This is a genomic window from Cohnella caldifontis (genome assembly GCF_029360585.1).
Taxonomy (GTDB): domain Bacteria; phylum Bacillota; class Bacilli; order Paenibacillales; family Paenibacillaceae; genus Cohnella; species Cohnella caldifontis.
In genome coordinates, this window is the sequence record NZ_JAQZSJ010000002.1 from 526640 (window position 1) to 542085 (window position 15446).

The following is a 15446-nucleotide window of genomic DNA, read 5'->3' on the forward strand; positions in this document are numbered from 1 at the left end:
AAATACGGAACCCCGGCAGCAAAAAAAACGACGCCGCGCTTGGGAAAGCGGGACGCCGTCAAACTTCCGATTCCGGTTTATTCTGGTGGGCCCGGATGCTGAAGATCAAGCCGATACACGCCATATTGAGCAGCAGGGACGTGCCGCCGTAACTGATGAACGGCAGCGTGATGCCCGTGATCGGCATGAGGCCGATCATCATCCCGATGTTCTCGAAAATCTGGAACACCATCATGGAGGCGATTCCGATGATGATGTACGAACCACGTAAATCCGCGGCTTGATAGGCGGATATGATCATCCGGTAAATGAACAGGAAATAGAGCAGCAGGAGCAGCGCCGCGCCCTGGAAGCCGAATTCCTCGCCGACGACGACGAAGATCGAATCCGAATACGGATACGGGATGAACTTGCGGTTTTTGGAGTCTCCGTTCATAAAGCCGTCCCCGGCCAATCCGCCGGAGCCGATCGCGATTTTCGCGTATTTCGATTGCATGCTGTCGTCGCTCGACACTTCGTCGGGGTGGATGTACGTGTTGATCCTTTTGTACCAGTGGACCTTGTCGTGGGCTTTCAGATAATCGAATATTTCCGTGTTATAGCTGTTGAACAGCGTGACGAACAGCATCAACAGGCCGATGACGGCGGCCATCCCCGCCAGCACGTAGGTGTATCGGATGTTGCCGATCCAGAGCATGCCGAGCGTGATGAAAATATAGATCACGGCGTTGCCCAAATCGGGCTGCACCATGACGAGGACGAAAGGGATGAAAACGGACGCCGCCACGAGGGGCACGTCGCTTTTCATGCGCAAGGGATCCCCCTGGCGTCGTCCCATGATGGCCGCGATGGCCAAGATCAGGAACAGCTTCATGAATTCCGCCGGCTGAAACTTGAGTCCCCCCGGCAGCTCGAACCAGCTGCGCGCTCCGTTAATGGACGGAGCGAACTTGAACACCAGCACCAGCAGGATCAGGCCGATTCCATACCACACGTACCACGTTTTCAGCAGCAGCCGATAGTCGAATAAAGTGCATACCAGGATGACGACGAAGCCGATGGCATAATAGATCAGCGTCTTGAGATCGTAATTCGGGTACAGGGGGTTGCCGTGCGTCGCGCTCCGGACCAGAAGCGTGCTGAATCCCATCATCACGACGAGGATCAGGAGCATCATCCAGTCCATTTTTTTCAATCTGTTCAGCAAACCCGATCAGCCCATTCCGAGAAACTTTTTGACCTTGCGCAGCACGCCGGCCTTCTCGTCCAATTGCAGCAGGGGAACGGTCTCCCCGAGAATCCGGCGGGCGATGTTGCGATAAGCGATCGCGGCGCGGGAAGCGGGGTTCATCACCGTCGGCTCGCCGGAATTGGCCGCTTTGATCACTTGTTCATCATCCGGCACGATGCCGAGCAGGTCAATGGCCAGTACTTGGCAAATGTCGTCGATTTCCAGCATGTCCCCGCTCCGGAGCAAGTTCGGGCGGATGCGGTTGATGACCAGCTTCGGGGGCGCCATTTTCGATTTTTCCAGCAAGCCGATGACCCGGTCGGCGTCCCGCACGGCGGCGTTCTCGGGCGTCGTCACGACGATCGCCTGGTCCGCCCCCGCCACCGCATTGCGGAAGCCTTGCTCGATGCCGGCGGGACAATCGATGATGACGTAATCGAAATCCGGCTTCAGGCTTTCGATGATTTGGCGGACTTGCTCCGGGGAAACGTCGTTTTTGTCCTTCGTCTGGGCGGCCGGCAGCATGTAAAGCTCGTCGAAGCGTTTGTCTTTGACGAGCGCTTGGTTCACCCGGCAGCGGCCTTCCGCCACGTCGACCAGATCGTAGATGATCCGATTCTCAAGGCCCATGACCACGTCGAGATTCCGAAGGCCGATATCGGTATCCACCATGCATACCTTTTTCCCGAGCAGCGCCAAAGCCGTCCCCAAATTCGCCGAGGTCGTCGTTTTGCCGACGCCCCCTTTGCCGGATGTCACTACGATCGCTTCTCCCATGTTTCTACACTCCTTTGAACTGCATGACTTGCTTGCGATGGCGGGCGAGGCTCGTCGTCTTGTCGATCGCCATCGTCCCTTCGCGCAAGAACGCGTATTCCATCCAAGGATCGTCCGAAGCCCATTCGTCGGGCGGACGGCTGACGACGCCCGCGATCCGGAGCTGGGTCGGCCTCATCAGCGAAGCCGCGATAATCGCGCTTTCGTCGCCGCCGGAACCGGCGTGCGCGATTCCCCTGAGCGCGCCCAGCACGTAGATATCCCCGGTGCAGCGGAGCGTGCCGCCGGGGTTCACGTCCCCCAGCAGCAGGAGATGCCCCTCGTGTTCGACCGTCTGTCCGGAGCGGATGATGCCGGTCATCGTATGCAGCACCGGTTTCGCCTCTTCCCCCGGATCGGGGAATGGCGGATCGCTTTCGATCGACTGCACCAGCAGGTTGCCTTGTTTTTTGAAAATTTCGCGGAGACGCTCCTTGTCTTCCTCCCCGATGGCGCGGGCTCCCAGCTTCAGGTAGACATGGATGATCGGTCCGGTGAACTGTTGTTCGTGCTTGTCCAGCTTGGCGCCCAGGTCTTCCAGCAGCTCCTCGAAGCCGCACTGGTCGTCCAACAGGAAGACCAGGCCTTCCCTGACGCCTTTAATCGTTATGCGGGGTTTGCCGGCCACGTTGTCGCTCCTCCCTCAATCATTAGAGAATTCTGCCATGGGAGACGGAATTCCTGCCTAACGCCGGAACTTCCGTCAAGCCGCCGTTTCCTCCGCGGAGGAGACGGCCGGCTTGAGCAACAACCGGCGGGCCGGCAAATACAGCGCGAGGGCGATGAGGACTTCCAGCAGCAGGGTCGGAGCGATAAACCAGTAAAAGGCGAAGCCGTACGACCAGGTCGTCAGCCGGAACAAGCGGTAGATCATATACACGACGGTGCCGATGGCCGCGCTCCCGAAAGCGGCGGTTCCGATGACTTTGGCGATCGTCGGGGTCGAACGTTCCATCACGAGGCCGGCGGCATATCCGATCAGTCCCATGCCGAAAGCGTAAGGCCCGATCAAGTTGCCGTATGTCAAGATGTCGCTCAGCAAGCCGAAGCCGAGTCCGAACAGGAAAGCGCGGTGCCGGCCGGCGAAGCAGGCTACGTATACCAAGAGGACAAAAGTCAGGTGGGGCGTCAGCCGGCTGCTCCAGTCGGAAGGAACGAGCCACGGGACGACCCCGTTCTCCAGAATCAGCAGCAGGATGCCGGCCGCGACGGCCCGATTCATGCGCATCGTCAAGGGCCGTTCACATCCGGAACGACCACGACGAACACTTCCCGCAGATGGTCGAATTTCGCGGCCGGAGCGACCGTGGCTTTCTGCGTCAAGCCGAAATCCCCAACCTGCCGGTCCACGACCGTCCCGATCAGGATGCCGCGGGGGAACACGAGTCCGAGGCCGGACGTGATGACTTTGTCCCCGGGGGCCATTTTATCGTTCTCGTCGATTTTGGACATTTGGAGCATGCCGGTTTCCGCGTCGTATGAATCGATAATGCCGAAAGATTCCTTTTCCTTGCCGAAGATCGTCGCGGCGATCTGCACCCCGCCCGTCGATTCGACGTTCAAATCCGTGATCGGCTCCACGGTGGACGTGAATTCCGACACGCGGCTGACGAGCCCGACCAGGCTGCCGTCCGTGGTGGTGACGGCCATCTCGGGCTTGATCCCGTCGCGGGAGCCCAAATTGATTTTGATCGTGCGGTCCAGCGGATTGGAGCTGCTTCCGACGATTTGGGCGATTAAGTAACGGTAGTCGTACAGCTGCTTTTGCTTTTCCGTGAAGCCCAGCGCTTCATAAAGCCGCTCGTTTTCCGCTTCCACGAAGTTGTACGTCGCCCGGTCCTGGGCATACTGGGCAACCGTCTTCCGCAGCTCCCGGTTTTCCTTATAGACGTCGGAAAGCCGGCTGAGGTCGCCGAAAAAATCGGCGACCGCGGAAGCCGGCCGGTACAGTGCGCCCTGCGCCGTCCCGAACGCGTCATTCAGGAACTTCTCCGGCCAAGTAAGCCGGGTTCGTCCGAGCGTGAAACCCATGACGGCGATGAATACGATTAAACCGATCATCAAGATGAACAACCGTTTGTTGCGGAGCAATTTAAATATGTCGGCTCACCTGCTTCCCCATCCCCCATGAACGTCCCCCAAAAGTGACGCGAAGCTCTGTAGACAATTCCGATTACTTTTGGGTGAGCCCCCCAAGTATCATGACCGTCCGCCTCAACGGCCGGAACGCGAACCGCCCTTGTTCTTGAACAGATGGATGTTTTCCAGCGCCCTTCCGGTTCCGATGGCGACGCAGTCCAGCGGATTCTCCGCCACGAGGACCGGCATGCCCGTTTCGCGGGCCAGCATTTTGTCCAGGTTGCGCAGCAGCGCGCCGCCGCCCGTCAGCACGATGCCCCGGTCCATGATGTCGGCCGAGAGCTCGGGCGGGCATTTCTCCAGCGTAACCTTCACCGCGTCGACGATCGCGTTCACCGTGTCGGACAACGCCTCGCTCACCTCGTCGGAGGTGATAGCCAGCGTTTTGGGAAGTCCCGTAACGAGGTCGCGGCCGCGGATTTCAATCGATTCCAGCTTGTCCAGCGGCATGGCGGAGCCGATCTCCATTTTCAGCTGCTCGGCCGTGCGTTCCCCGATCATCAGATTATAGAGCCTCTTGATGTACTGGATGACGGCTTCGTCCATCTCGTCGCCGGCGATGCGGATCGAGCGGCTGGTCACGATGCCGCCGAGCGAAATGACGGCTACTTCCGTCGTGCCGCCGCCGATGTCGACGACCATGCTGCCGGTCGGCTCCCATACGGGCAAATCCGCCCCGATCGCGGCCGCGAACGGCTCCTCGATCGTATAGGCTTCGCGGGCTCCCGCCTGCTTGGTGGCATCTTCGACGGCGCGTTTTTCGACGGCGGTGATGCCGGACGGCACGCATACCATCACGTTCGGATGGCCGCCGAACATGCGCTTCTTCTGGGCGCGGTTCATGAAATACTTGATCATCGTCGCCGTCGTCTCGAAGTCGGCGATGACCCCGTCCTTCATCGGACGGATGGCTACGATGTTGCCCGGCGTCCGGCCGATCATTTTTTTCGCGTCGGCGCCGACGGCTTCGATTTTCTTCGTATCGGTACGCAGGGCCACCACGGAGGGTTCCCTGACGACAATTCCTCTACCTTTAACGAAAACAAGCGTATTTGCGGTTCCAAGGTCAATGCCCAGATCGCGCGTAAATCCACCAAACATGTATGGGTACCTCCTGCATTAGACAATCCATATCATTATATTACAGGCAGCCTAGTTCCTTCAAACTGATAAAGCGGTTATCGCCGATGACAATATGATCCAGCAGCTCGATGCCGACGAGTTCGCCGGCTTCCGCCAGCCGCTTCGTGAGACGGATGTCCTCATGGCTCGGGGTCGGGTCTCCGCTTGGATGGTTGTGCGCGCAGAGAATGGATGCGCTGCTCCGGCGGATGGCTGCCCGGAACACTTCGCGGGGATGCACGACGGATGCGTTCAGGCTGCCGATCGACAGCGTCTGCCGGCCGATCACGCGATTTTTCGTGTTCAGGAACATCACGACGAAATGCTCCTCCCGCAAATGGCGAAGCTCCTCCATGAGCAAGTCGGCCGCGTCCTGCGGCCGGGAAATGGCGTGCGCCTCCGGCAGGCGCGCGCGGGCGACGCGGCGCCCCAGCTCCAGCGAGGCTTGCAGTTCCAAGGCTTTGGCGGGGCCGATTCCCGCAATGTGCGTCAGCTCGTCCCAGCTTCTCTCGGCGAACCGCCTTAGGCCTCCGCATTCCTGCAAGATCCGCTGCGCGAGATGCACGGCGGATTCGTTGCGCGTGCCGGTCCGCAGCAGGATAGCCAGCAGCTCCGCATGGCTGAGCGCTTCCGGGCCGTGCCGGATCATCCTCTCCCGCGGACGCTCCTCCTCCGGCCAATCCCTTAACCGATAAGCTTGCGACACCATGAATTCCCTGCTTTCGTCAGCCGCGTCGGCCGCGGAATTGGCTGGGGTCGTCGAGGGACGCTGGCGGATTCAAGGAAGGTTAACGCCGAAACTTTCCAATTGGACGGCCAAGAGCGAGAGCGGAAGTCCGACGACATTGAAATAACAGCCTTCCAGCGACTCCACGAGCACCGCGCCGAGCCCCTGGATTCCGTAAGCGCCGGCCTTATCCATCGGTTCGCCCGACGCGACGTAGCGGCGGATTTGCTCCGTAGACAGGGCGCGCATGCGGACGCAGGTCCTTCGGTGGCCGATCACCCGTACGCCGTCCGGCAAGCCGATGCAGCAAACGCCCGTGTACACCTCGTGGGTCCGCCCGGACAGCAGGGACAGCATGGCTTCCGCGTCAGCCTCGTCCCGGGGCTTGCCCAGGATGCGGCCGTCTATGTACACGATCGTATCGCTGCCGACCACGACAGCCGGGCCTTGAACGTCTTCACGGGACCGTTCCCAGACGACCGCGGCTTTGCGCGCGGCGAGCTCCTCGACGACGCGGTCGGGCGCCCAGCCTGCCGGCGTACTCTCATCCGCATGGCTCGGTCGGATGAGCACCGGCAGTCCGAGCGAACCCGCCAGTTCCTGCCGGCGGGGGGATGAAGAAGCCAGAATCAGCGTGGGACGGTGCGATGCGGTCGCTAACATGCCGTAATCTTCCTTTCGTTCGCCTTTAAAATTTGCGATACAGCCAAATGGCCGCGGCGGCCCCGATGATGCTGAGCAGCGTTAAGTTGAGGCTGAAATTCAGATCGAAACGGAGAACCGCGAGATCCGCCGAGGGCTCCAAAGTCACCGGCATGGCGCGCGTCAGGAAGGAAAGGCCGGGAACGTCCTGCAGCCATCTTGCGACCAATGTCCCCGCCGCTAAGCCCAGTACGACGAACAAGAGCAGAATCCAGCCGTTTTTCTTCATGTTTCCCCGTCTCCCACCATTTTTTGACACCCGTTTCTTCATTATACGTTGCCCGGCCAAGTCCCACAATGCGGGATTTTGGCGCCGAAACGGGAAAACGGCCCCCGAACGGGAGCCGAAGCGGCGCAAAGCCTTGAGCGCCGCGGATTGTTAAAATTCCCTCATGCCGGACGCCGTCAGTTCCCTTCCGCCGGCGCCCAGGCCGAACGCAGCGCCCGATCCGCCAGCACGACGTCCACGACGTCCGCCTGCACGCGCCACAGGTGGAATCGGGAGACGTTACGTCCGTAATCGTCCACGGACACCATGGCGGCGTTGAGCGACCTCGCCATCTCTCCGGCGGCATCGCGCACGGAATCGGGCAGTCCCTTCGCGGCGGCGGAGGCCGCCGTCCATTGTCGGAACGTCTCCCTGAGCGAGGCCAATTCCTCCTCTCCGATCGGCTGCGGCATCGGGTCTTGCAAGGCCCCGACGGACAAATCCGCGAGCTTCTTGGCCAACTCGTGGCTAAGCCGAACGTATGGCGCAAGCCGTTCCGAAGCTTCTCCTCCCATCTCCAGGGGTGCGGCGGTGACCTCTTTGACAAACACTTGCACGCTGGGCATCTGTTCGGCGAGCCGATCGGCTTCTTCCTTCGTGGCGGCAGCGCCCGCAAAGGCTCGATACCCGTCGGAACGGTCCGCGACCGCCGGAAAGCCCTTTTTCTTCAGTTCCTCCAGGGCGGCGTCCAAGCTTTCCTCCGTACGGAAAACGCCGTACTGCAGCAAATAATACGTCTCTCCGGGCAGCTCCGTTTCCACGTTGACGCCGCCCGATTTCCCGTTCGGGACGGCTGTTGCCGTTCCGGACGGCGCCGCGCCGCTCCCGGCCGTCGCTTGCGCCGGCGCGGCCGTGCTCCCGGGCTTGTCCGGCAGCACGGATTCCCCGGTGAAAAGCGTCAGCACGAGATAACCGAACAACGCGCCCGTCGCGACCGCCCCCGTCACGGTGACGAACGCCCTCCACCAGGAAGGTCCGTTCGTCTGCGAGCCTTTCGCGTACGTGATCTTGCCCCCGGACGGAGAATCGCCCGGCAGATCCCATCCGACGAGCTCCGGCTCATACAGCGGACCCGGTTCGGATTCGGGCTGCGGCGGATGCGCTTCGCGCGAAGATTTGGACGCGTTCGGGCTTGGCCGTACCGACGGTTTCTCCGGCACGGGCCCGGAATTGCGGATCAACTCCTCCAGCGTAAATGGGTCGTCGAGGAGCAATCCCCCATCCTGGTGATTGTTTCGGCTCGATGGGAATACGGGTCCGGGGCTTGCGGTTTCTTGGGGCGCCGGCCCCGGATCGGCGGATGCCAGCCCGGCGGGCTCTTTCTCTTGGATGGCAAGTTTCGTCCTTATAGGCTCCGGCTCCCGTCTCTCCGACGGAACGGATTCCGCCGTTTTCGGCGCGGGTTTAGCCGGGGGATCGAAACGGAAAGTCATTCGCGCTTTCGGCTGCATGTCGCGTCTCTCCCTTGGTCTCTTTTCTAGTAACTAGACTATGAGACGGGCGGGACAAATATGATTCGGGAACTGTGGGGGGCGTCGAGGAAGAAAGTTTCTTAACTGCTCGCTGTCGACGGGTTTTGCGGGGGGTTGAGGAAGAAAGTTTCTAAATTGCTCATTGCCGACGGGTTTTGCGGAGGCGTTGAGAAAGAAAGTTTCTTAACTGCTCGCTTTCGACGGGTTTTGCGGGGGCGTTGAGAAAGAAAGTTTCTTAACTGCTCGCTTTCGACGGGTTTTGGGGGGGCGTTGAGGGAATTTGCAGCCAAAAAAAGGATGGCGGCCTCGGCCGTTTGGCCGGCTTCGGTCGCCATCCCTTTTCACTCATTATGCCTGCCGGACCGGCTGTCAGACCGCTTCGCGTTCCCGCAGCAGCTTCGCCAGGCTGTCCGCCGTCTTCCAGATGTCCCCCGCTCCCATCGTGAGAACCAAATCGCCGGGGGCCACCCGCTCCGCCAGCTTCTCCAACACTTCTTCCTTGGTCGGAACGTACGCGACGTTCGGATTGCAGTTCGCCGCGATCATCTCCACCAGCTTCTGCGACGTGACGCCTTCGATGCGCTGCTCGCCCGCCGGGGAGTAGATGTCGGTAATGATCACCTCGTCGGCGTCCGCGAACGCCCGGCTGAACGCGTCCAGCAAGAAATAAGTCCGCGTGTAGCGCTGGGGCTGGAACACCGCGATGATGCGCTTGCCGGTCGCCTTGGCCGCCTGGATCGTCGCCTGGATTTCCGTGGGATGGTGGGCGTAATCGTCGATGACGAGCATGTCCCTTACTTCCCCGAGCACCTGGAAGCGCCGTTTGGCTCCGCGGAACGCCAGGATCGCTTCCGCGATGGCGGCGAACGGTACGCCCGCCTGCAGGCACACGATCACGGTGGCCAGCGCGTTATAGACATTGTGGCGGCCGGGAACGGACAACTCGATGGTGCCGAGCGTGTCGGCGCCCCGGCGCACGGCAAAAGAAGCGCACCGGTCGCCAAGCCGAATGTCCGTCGCCGTATAGTCGGCTTCGGAATCGACCCCGAACGTGATGATGCGTTTTCCGGCTACGCGGGGAAGGATGGAACGGACGTTATCGTCGTCGATGCCGACGACTGCGAATCCGTCCTCCCGGACGTTGCCGATAAAAGAAACGTAAGCTTCCTTCAGCTTCTCGAAATTCCCCTCGTAGTTTTCCAGGTGGTCCGCCTCGATGTTGGTGACGACGGCCACGGCGGGGACGTATTGCAGGAAAGAGCCGTCGCTCTCGTCCGCTTCGGCTACGACGTACTCCCCTTTGCCCGCTTTGGCGTTGGTGCCGAGGTTGACGATTTCCCCTCCGATGATATAGGTCGGATCCAGGCCGCAGCTTTCCATGACGAGGGCGATCATGGAGGAGGTCGTCGTTTTGCCGTGGGCGCCCGCGACGGCAACGCCCGTGCGGGAATTGAGCAGGCGGGCCAGCATTTGCGAACGGTGCAGCGTCGGAATCCGCAGCTCCTCCGCCGCTTTGCGCTCTACGTTGTCTTTCGGCAAGGCCGTGGAATACACGACGAGATCGGCTCCGCGCACATGCTCCGCTTCGTGGCCGATGTAGATCTTCGCGCCCTTGGCGGCGAGTTTCTCCGTCAGCTCCTGGGAGGCGACGTCGGAACCGGACACCTCATAGCCCATCTCCAGCATGACGCGTGCGATGGCGCTCATGCCATAGCCGCCGATGCCGATAAAATGTACATGTTCAGCCGTTCGCAACGACGTTTCACCAGCCTTTTTCTGATTTCGTTCCTTGGAGCAGCCACGAGCGGACATCGGCGATCAGGTAAAGCGTCCCGGTGACCAAATGGAGCGTACCGGGGGATGCGGCGTCCTCCGCTTCCGTCAGCTTTTCCAGCGCCTTTCTCCAGTCCGGCTCCACGATCACGCGGTCCGGGCGGCCGATCTCTTTTTGCAGGCGATCCACGACTTCGGCCAAGTCCCCGGCCTTCATTTTTCTATGGAAATCCGGTTCCGTAATCACGAGCAAATCCACCATTGGTAGTATATGCCGTAACGTCGACTCGTGATTCTTATTCGGCATCATCGCGATCATGACCTTCAGCTTGTCGAACCGGTATACGTCCCGCAGCGCGGCGGCCAGCGCCTCCATGCCTTCCGGATTGTGCGCTCCGTCGATCAGAACGCGCGGCTCGCGGGACACCGTCTCCAGACGTCCCGGCCAAGCCGTCCCGCGCAGCCCTTCCTCCAAGTCCCCGTCTTCCATGATCAAGGCGTAGTATTGGCGAAGCACTTCGAGCGCCATCACCGCGGCCGCGGCGTTCGCCTGCTGGTGCTTCCCGCCGAGCCGGATCGTCAAGGAAGGAAAGGTCCGGAACGGATCCGAGAACGAAAAGCTCTGCTCTTCTTCCGAAACGGACAGCGATTCGAAACGGAACTGCTCGCCGAGCACGTACAGCGTCGAATTCCCCGACGCGGCTTTCTCCCGGAAAATATCCACGATTTCCGGGCGCGTCTCCGTCGTGACGACCGGTACGCCGGGTTTGATGATGCCGGCTTTTTCCCGGGCGATGTCCGCGAGCGTCGGCCCCAGCAGGTCCATGTGGTCGTGGCCGACGTTCGTGATCACGCAGACGACCGGCGTCACGATGTTGGTGACGTCCAGCCGCCCGCCCAGCCCGGTCTCCCAGACGACGTAGTCGGGATAGGCGACCGTGCCGTAATAAAGCAAGGCCAGCGCGGTCGTCACCTCGAACATCGTCGGGGGACCCCATTCCGTATCGGCCATCGCGTCCGCTTCCGGTTTGATCCGGTTGACGAGCCGCAGCAGGACATCGTCCGGAATGTCTTCCCCGTTGTATTGAAGCCGGTTGGAATACGAGGTGAGATAGGGGGACGTGAACATCCCCACGTCGTATCCGCATTGCCGAAGCACGCGGTTCAAGTAGGCGCAAACGGAGCCTTTGCCGTTCGTGCCCGCCACATGGATGAACTTGAGCCGGCGTTCGGGGTGGCCGAACTTCTCCATCAGAAGCCGCATTCTTTCCAAGCCGGGGCGGATGCCGGTGACCGGCATGAGGCCGGTGATCCAGTCCACCGCCTCGGCCGCGGTCCGGAACGGCGCGGCGTTAACGTTCTCTTCTTCCAATCTGCCCATCTCCCGTCAACCCCGAAGTTCCGCGATCCGGGCGAGCACTTTGTCTCTTTTGTCCCGGTAATCCTGCCCTTTGGCCCGCTCCTGCTCCACGACGTGCGCGGGCGCCTTGGCGATGTAGCCTTCGTTGGCCAGCTTCTTCTCGACGCGTTCGACCTCGGCGTTCAGGTTCGCCAGCTCCTTCTCGAGCCGGGAGATTTCCTGGCCGATGTCGATCAGACCCGCGAGCGGCAAATACAGCTCCGCCCCGGTGACGATCGCCGTCATCGCCTTGTCGGGCGGGGCCAGACCGGCGTCCAGCGCGAGCGAAGACGTGTTGCAGAAGCGGCGGACGTACGTCTCGTTCCGGCGCAGGATGCTTTCTTCCGCGGCTCCGGACGGCTTGATCAGCAGCTCGACTTTTTTGCCCGGGGATACGTTCACTTCCGCGCGGATATTCCGCACGGCGCGGATCGCTTCCATCAGCAGACTCATTTCCTTCACGGCCTCTTCCGCCTCGAACTTCGGATCGTAGGCCGGCCAAGCGGCGAGCGTGATCGTTTCCCCCGCTTCATGCGGGAGGTGCTGCCAGATTTCCTCGGTCAGGAACGGCATGAACGGATGCAGCAGCCGCAAGGTGCGGTCCAGTACGTACGCCAGCACCGACTGCGTGCAACGCTTGGCGGCGTCGTCTTCTCCGTAAAGGGTCAATTTCGCGAACTCGATGTACCAGTCGCACAGATCGTCCCAAATGAAGTTGTACAGCAGCCGGCCCGTTTCCCCGAAATCGTAATTTTCCATCAAGCGGGCGATGTCGCGGGCGGTCTCGTTAAAGCGGTGCAGGATCCAACGGTCCGCAGTCGACAGCGGACCGGACAGATCGATGTCCTCTGCCGCGAAGCCTTGCAGGTTCATCAAAGCGAAGCGGGAGGCGTTCCAAATCTTGTTGGCGAAGTTGCGCGCCTGCTCGACCTTCTCCGTCCGGTAGCGGACGTCTTGGCCCGGCGTGCTGCCGGTCGAGAGCATGAAACGCATCGCGTCCGCGCCGTATTCGGCGATGACGTCGAGCGGATCGACGCCGTTGCCGAGCGATTTGGACATTTTGCGGCCTTCCGCGTCCCGGACGAGGCCGTGGATCAGCACGTCCCGGAACGGGATTTCGCCGGTGAATTCAAGGGCGGTGAAAATCATCCGGGCGACCCAGAAATAGATGATGTCGTAACCGGTGACCAGCACGTCCGTCGGATAGTACTTCTTGAGGTCGGCGGAATCTTCGTCCGGCCAGCCCATCGTGGAGAACGGCCACAGGCCGGAGCTGAACCAGGTGTCGAGCACGTCCTCGTCCTGCCGCAGCGAAGCGCCGCCGCATGCCGGACATGCCGCGAGGTCTTCGCGGGACACGTGCATTTCGCCGCAAGCGTCGCAGTACCAGGCCGGAATGCGGTGGCCCCACCACAGCTGGCGGGAAATGCACCAGTCGCGGACGTTCTCGATCCAATGCAAATAAATTTTCTCGAACCGCTCCGGCACGAAATTGACGCCTTGGCCCGATTTTTGCGCTTCGATCGCTTTCTCGGCGAGCGGCTTCATCGATACGAACCACTGCGTGGACAAATACGGCTCGACGACGGCGCCGGACCGCTCGCTGTGGCCGACCTGGTGGACGTGGTCTTCGATTTTGATCAGCACGCCTTGCTCTTGCAGGTCCTTCACGATGGCTTTTCGGCAATCCGCGCGGTCCATGCCTTGGTACGGGCCGGCGAGTTCGTTCATTTTGCCGCTCTCGTCCATGACCGTGATTTGCGGAAGGTCATGGCGTTGCCCGACCTCGAAGTCGTTCGGGTCGTGGGCAGGCGTGATTTTCACGGCGCCGCTGCCGAATTCGCGGTCCACGTACTCGTCCGCGATGATCGGAATCTCGCGGTTCACGATCGGGAGCCGCAGCATTTTGCCGATGAGCGGCTTGTACCGGGGATCCTCCGGATGCACGGCCACGGCCGTGTCGCCGAGCATCGTCTCGGGCCGGGTCGTCGCCACCGTCAGGTGGCCGCTGCCGTCCGCGAGCGGATATTGCAGATGGTACAGATGCCCGTTAACTTCCTTGTATTCCACTTCGATGTCGGACAAGGCGGTCCGGGCGGCCGGGTCCCAGTTGATGATCCGTTTGCCGCGGTAGATCAGGCCTTTCTCGTAAAGGCGGACGAACACCTCGCGCACGGCTTGGGACAATCCTTCGTCCATCGTGAACCGCTCGCGGGAGTAGTCCAGGCTGAGCCCCATTTTGCCCCATTGGCTGCGGATCGTGTTCGCGTAATGTTCCTTCCACTCCCACACTTTTTCGAGAAATGCCTCCCGGCCCAAATCGTAGCGGGTGACGCCTTCCTCGCGCAGCTTCTGCTCGACCTTCGTTTGGGTCGCGATGCCCGCGTGGTCGGTGCCGGGCAGCCACAGCGCGTCAAAGCCCTGCATCCGCTTGAAGCGGATCAGGATATCCTGCAGCGTGAAATCGAGCGCGTGGCCGATATGCAGCATGCCCGTCACGTTCGGCGGGGGGATGACGATCGAATATTTGGGCGCGTCCGGGCGACGGCCGGCCCGGAAATAGCCGCCTTGAATCCAGGCGTCGTACCATCGCTGTTCCGCGACGGTCGGATCGTAAGTCGTCGGCATTTCGGTCTGAAGCCGTTCTTGGGCTTTCGACATGTTCCTTGCGGCCTCCTTGATTCCATTCGGAAATCAAAATAAAAAGCCCTCCGTCGCAAAGGACGAAAGGCTCTCGCTTCCGTGGTACCACCTTCGTTCCGTCCGGCTGATTACTGCTTTGCCGTACGGCACTTGTCGCAGGATAACGGCTGCAGGCCGTCCCGTCTTACCTCCGAACGCTCTCGCTTCGGAATCTTACGGGAGACTCCAGGGTGACCGGCTTATGGCGCCTCCTGCGGATCCTCACAGCGCCGGACAACCGGCGGCTCCGCTCTCTGAAGGGGTTAACCGCAGCTCTTCCCTTTCCGCGTCTTTCTATCCTATTCTACCCACCGTTCCGTGGAGAGTCAATATGTCACAGCATTCCCTATTGGGAACGATGAAATACGTTCATTTTCCGGTTTAACGGCTTAAGCCCGTGGTACAGCAGGGGCGCGGGACGTTAAGTCGGTCTCGCCGACTTAAACCTGTAGTATACGCGGTGGCGCGGGACGTTAAGTCGGTCTCGCCGACTTAAACCCGTGGTATACGCGGGGGCGCGGGACGTTAAGTCGGTCTCGCCGACTTAAACCCGTGGTCTATGCAGGGGCGCGGGACGTTAAGTCGGTCTCGCCGACTTAAACCCGTGGTCTATGCAGGGGCGCGGGACGTTAAGTCGATCTCGCCAACTTAAACCTGTAGTATACGCGGGGGCGCGGGACGTTAAGTCGGTCTCGCCGACTTAAACCTGTAGTATACGCGGGGGCGCGGGACGTTAAGTCGGTCTCGCCGACTTAAACCTGTAGTATACGCGGGGGCGCGGGACGTTAAGTCGGTCTCGCCGACTTAAACCTGTAGTATACGCGGGGGCGCGGGACGTTAAGTCGGTCTCGCCGACTTAAACCTGTAGTATACGCGGGGGCGCGGGACGTTAAGTCGGTCTCGCCGACTTAAACCCGTGGTATACGCGGGGGCGCGGGACGTTAAGTCGATCTCGCCAACTTAAACCTGTAGTATACGCGGGGGCGCGGGACGTTAAGTCGGTCTCGCCGACTTAAACCGGTAGTATACGCGGGGGCGCGGGACGTTAAGTCGATCTCCCCCACTTAAACCTGTAGTAAACGCGGTGGCGCGGTAAGTTAACTAGTTCTCGCCGA

Annotated in this window: 14 protein-coding genes; all 14 read right to left on the reverse strand. The window is 60.9% G+C overall.

Features of this window, described 5'->3' with window-relative positions:
• Positions 1 to 58: 58 nt before the first annotated feature.
• Entirely contained in the window at positions 59 to 1207 is a 1149-nt protein-coding gene (locus tag PTZ19_RS05430) for an FtsW/RodA/SpoVE family cell cycle protein (RefSeq protein WP_276352823.1), read from the reverse strand.
• A gap of 6 nt (positions 1208 to 1213) precedes the next feature.
• Complete coding sequence (gene minD, locus PTZ19_RS05435; RefSeq protein ID WP_276352825.1) at positions 1214 to 2008, reverse strand: septum site-determining protein MinD; 795 nt, start codon at positions 2006 to 2008, stop codon at positions 1214 to 1216.
• A 4-nt stretch (positions 2009 to 2012) separates the two neighbouring features.
• The gene (locus tag PTZ19_RS05440) at positions 2013 to 2675 is read right to left on the reverse strand and encodes a septum site-determining protein MinC (RefSeq protein WP_276352827.1); all 663 of its coding nucleotides are present in this window, start codon (positions 2673 to 2675) and stop codon (positions 2013 to 2015) included.
• Between the two features lie 75 nt (positions 2676 to 2750).
• Positions 2751 to 3275 carry a rod shape-determining protein MreD gene (mreD, locus tag PTZ19_RS05445; protein ID WP_276352942.1) on the reverse strand — a complete coding sequence of 175 codons (525 nt, stop codon included), beginning with the start codon at positions 3273 to 3275 and terminating at the stop codon, positions 2751 to 2753.
• Positions 3276 to 3277: 2 nt separating this feature from the next.
• Positions 3278 to 4138 carry a rod shape-determining protein MreC gene (gene mreC, locus PTZ19_RS05450; RefSeq protein ID WP_339329302.1) on the reverse strand — a complete coding sequence of 287 codons (861 nt, stop codon included), beginning with the start codon at positions 4136 to 4138 and terminating at the stop codon, positions 3278 to 3280.
• 123 nt (positions 4139 to 4261) lie between these two features.
• Positions 4262 to 5287 (reverse strand): rod shape-determining protein, encoded by a 1026-nt coding sequence (locus PTZ19_RS05455; RefSeq protein WP_276352829.1) that lies wholly within the window; start codon positions 5285 to 5287, stop codon positions 4262 to 4264.
• 40 nt (positions 5288 to 5327) lie between these two features.
• The gene (gene radC, locus PTZ19_RS05460) at positions 5328 to 6017 is read right to left on the reverse strand and encodes a RadC family protein (protein ID WP_276352830.1); all 690 of its coding nucleotides are present in this window, start codon (positions 6015 to 6017) and stop codon (positions 5328 to 5330) included.
• A gap of 69 nt (positions 6018 to 6086) precedes the next feature.
• Complete coding sequence (locus PTZ19_RS05465; protein ID WP_276352831.1) at positions 6087 to 6698, reverse strand: Maf family protein; 612 nt, start codon at positions 6696 to 6698, stop codon at positions 6087 to 6089.
• A 25-nt stretch (positions 6699 to 6723) separates the two neighbouring features.
• Entirely contained in the window at positions 6724 to 6966 is a 243-nt protein-coding gene (locus PTZ19_RS05470) for a DUF4321 domain-containing protein (protein WP_276352832.1), read from the reverse strand.
• A 176-nt stretch (positions 6967 to 7142) separates the two neighbouring features.
• Positions 7143 to 8456 (reverse strand): SPOR domain-containing protein, encoded by a 1314-nt coding sequence (locus tag PTZ19_RS05475; protein WP_276352834.1) that lies wholly within the window; start codon positions 8454 to 8456, stop codon positions 7143 to 7145.
• 101 nt (positions 8457 to 8557) lie between these two features.
• A complete protein-coding gene (locus PTZ19_RS05480) occupies positions 8558 to 8812 on the reverse strand; it encodes a hypothetical protein (RefSeq protein ID WP_276352835.1) in 255 nt (84 codons plus the stop codon).
• A 34-nt stretch (positions 8813 to 8846) separates the two neighbouring features.
• Positions 8847 to 10232 (reverse strand): UDP-N-acetylmuramate--L-alanine ligase, encoded by a 1386-nt coding sequence (gene murC, locus PTZ19_RS05485; protein WP_276352837.1) that lies wholly within the window; start codon positions 10230 to 10232, stop codon positions 8847 to 8849.
• A 7-nt stretch (positions 10233 to 10239) separates the two neighbouring features.
• Positions 10240 to 11631 (reverse strand): bifunctional folylpolyglutamate synthase/dihydrofolate synthase, encoded by a 1392-nt coding sequence (locus tag PTZ19_RS05490; protein ID WP_276352838.1) that lies wholly within the window; start codon positions 11629 to 11631, stop codon positions 10240 to 10242.
• Between the two features lie 6 nt (positions 11632 to 11637).
• Entirely contained in the window at positions 11638 to 14310 is a 2673-nt protein-coding gene (locus PTZ19_RS05495) for a valine--tRNA ligase (protein WP_276352839.1), read from the reverse strand.
• Between the last annotated feature and the right edge of the window lie 1136 nt (positions 14311 to 15446).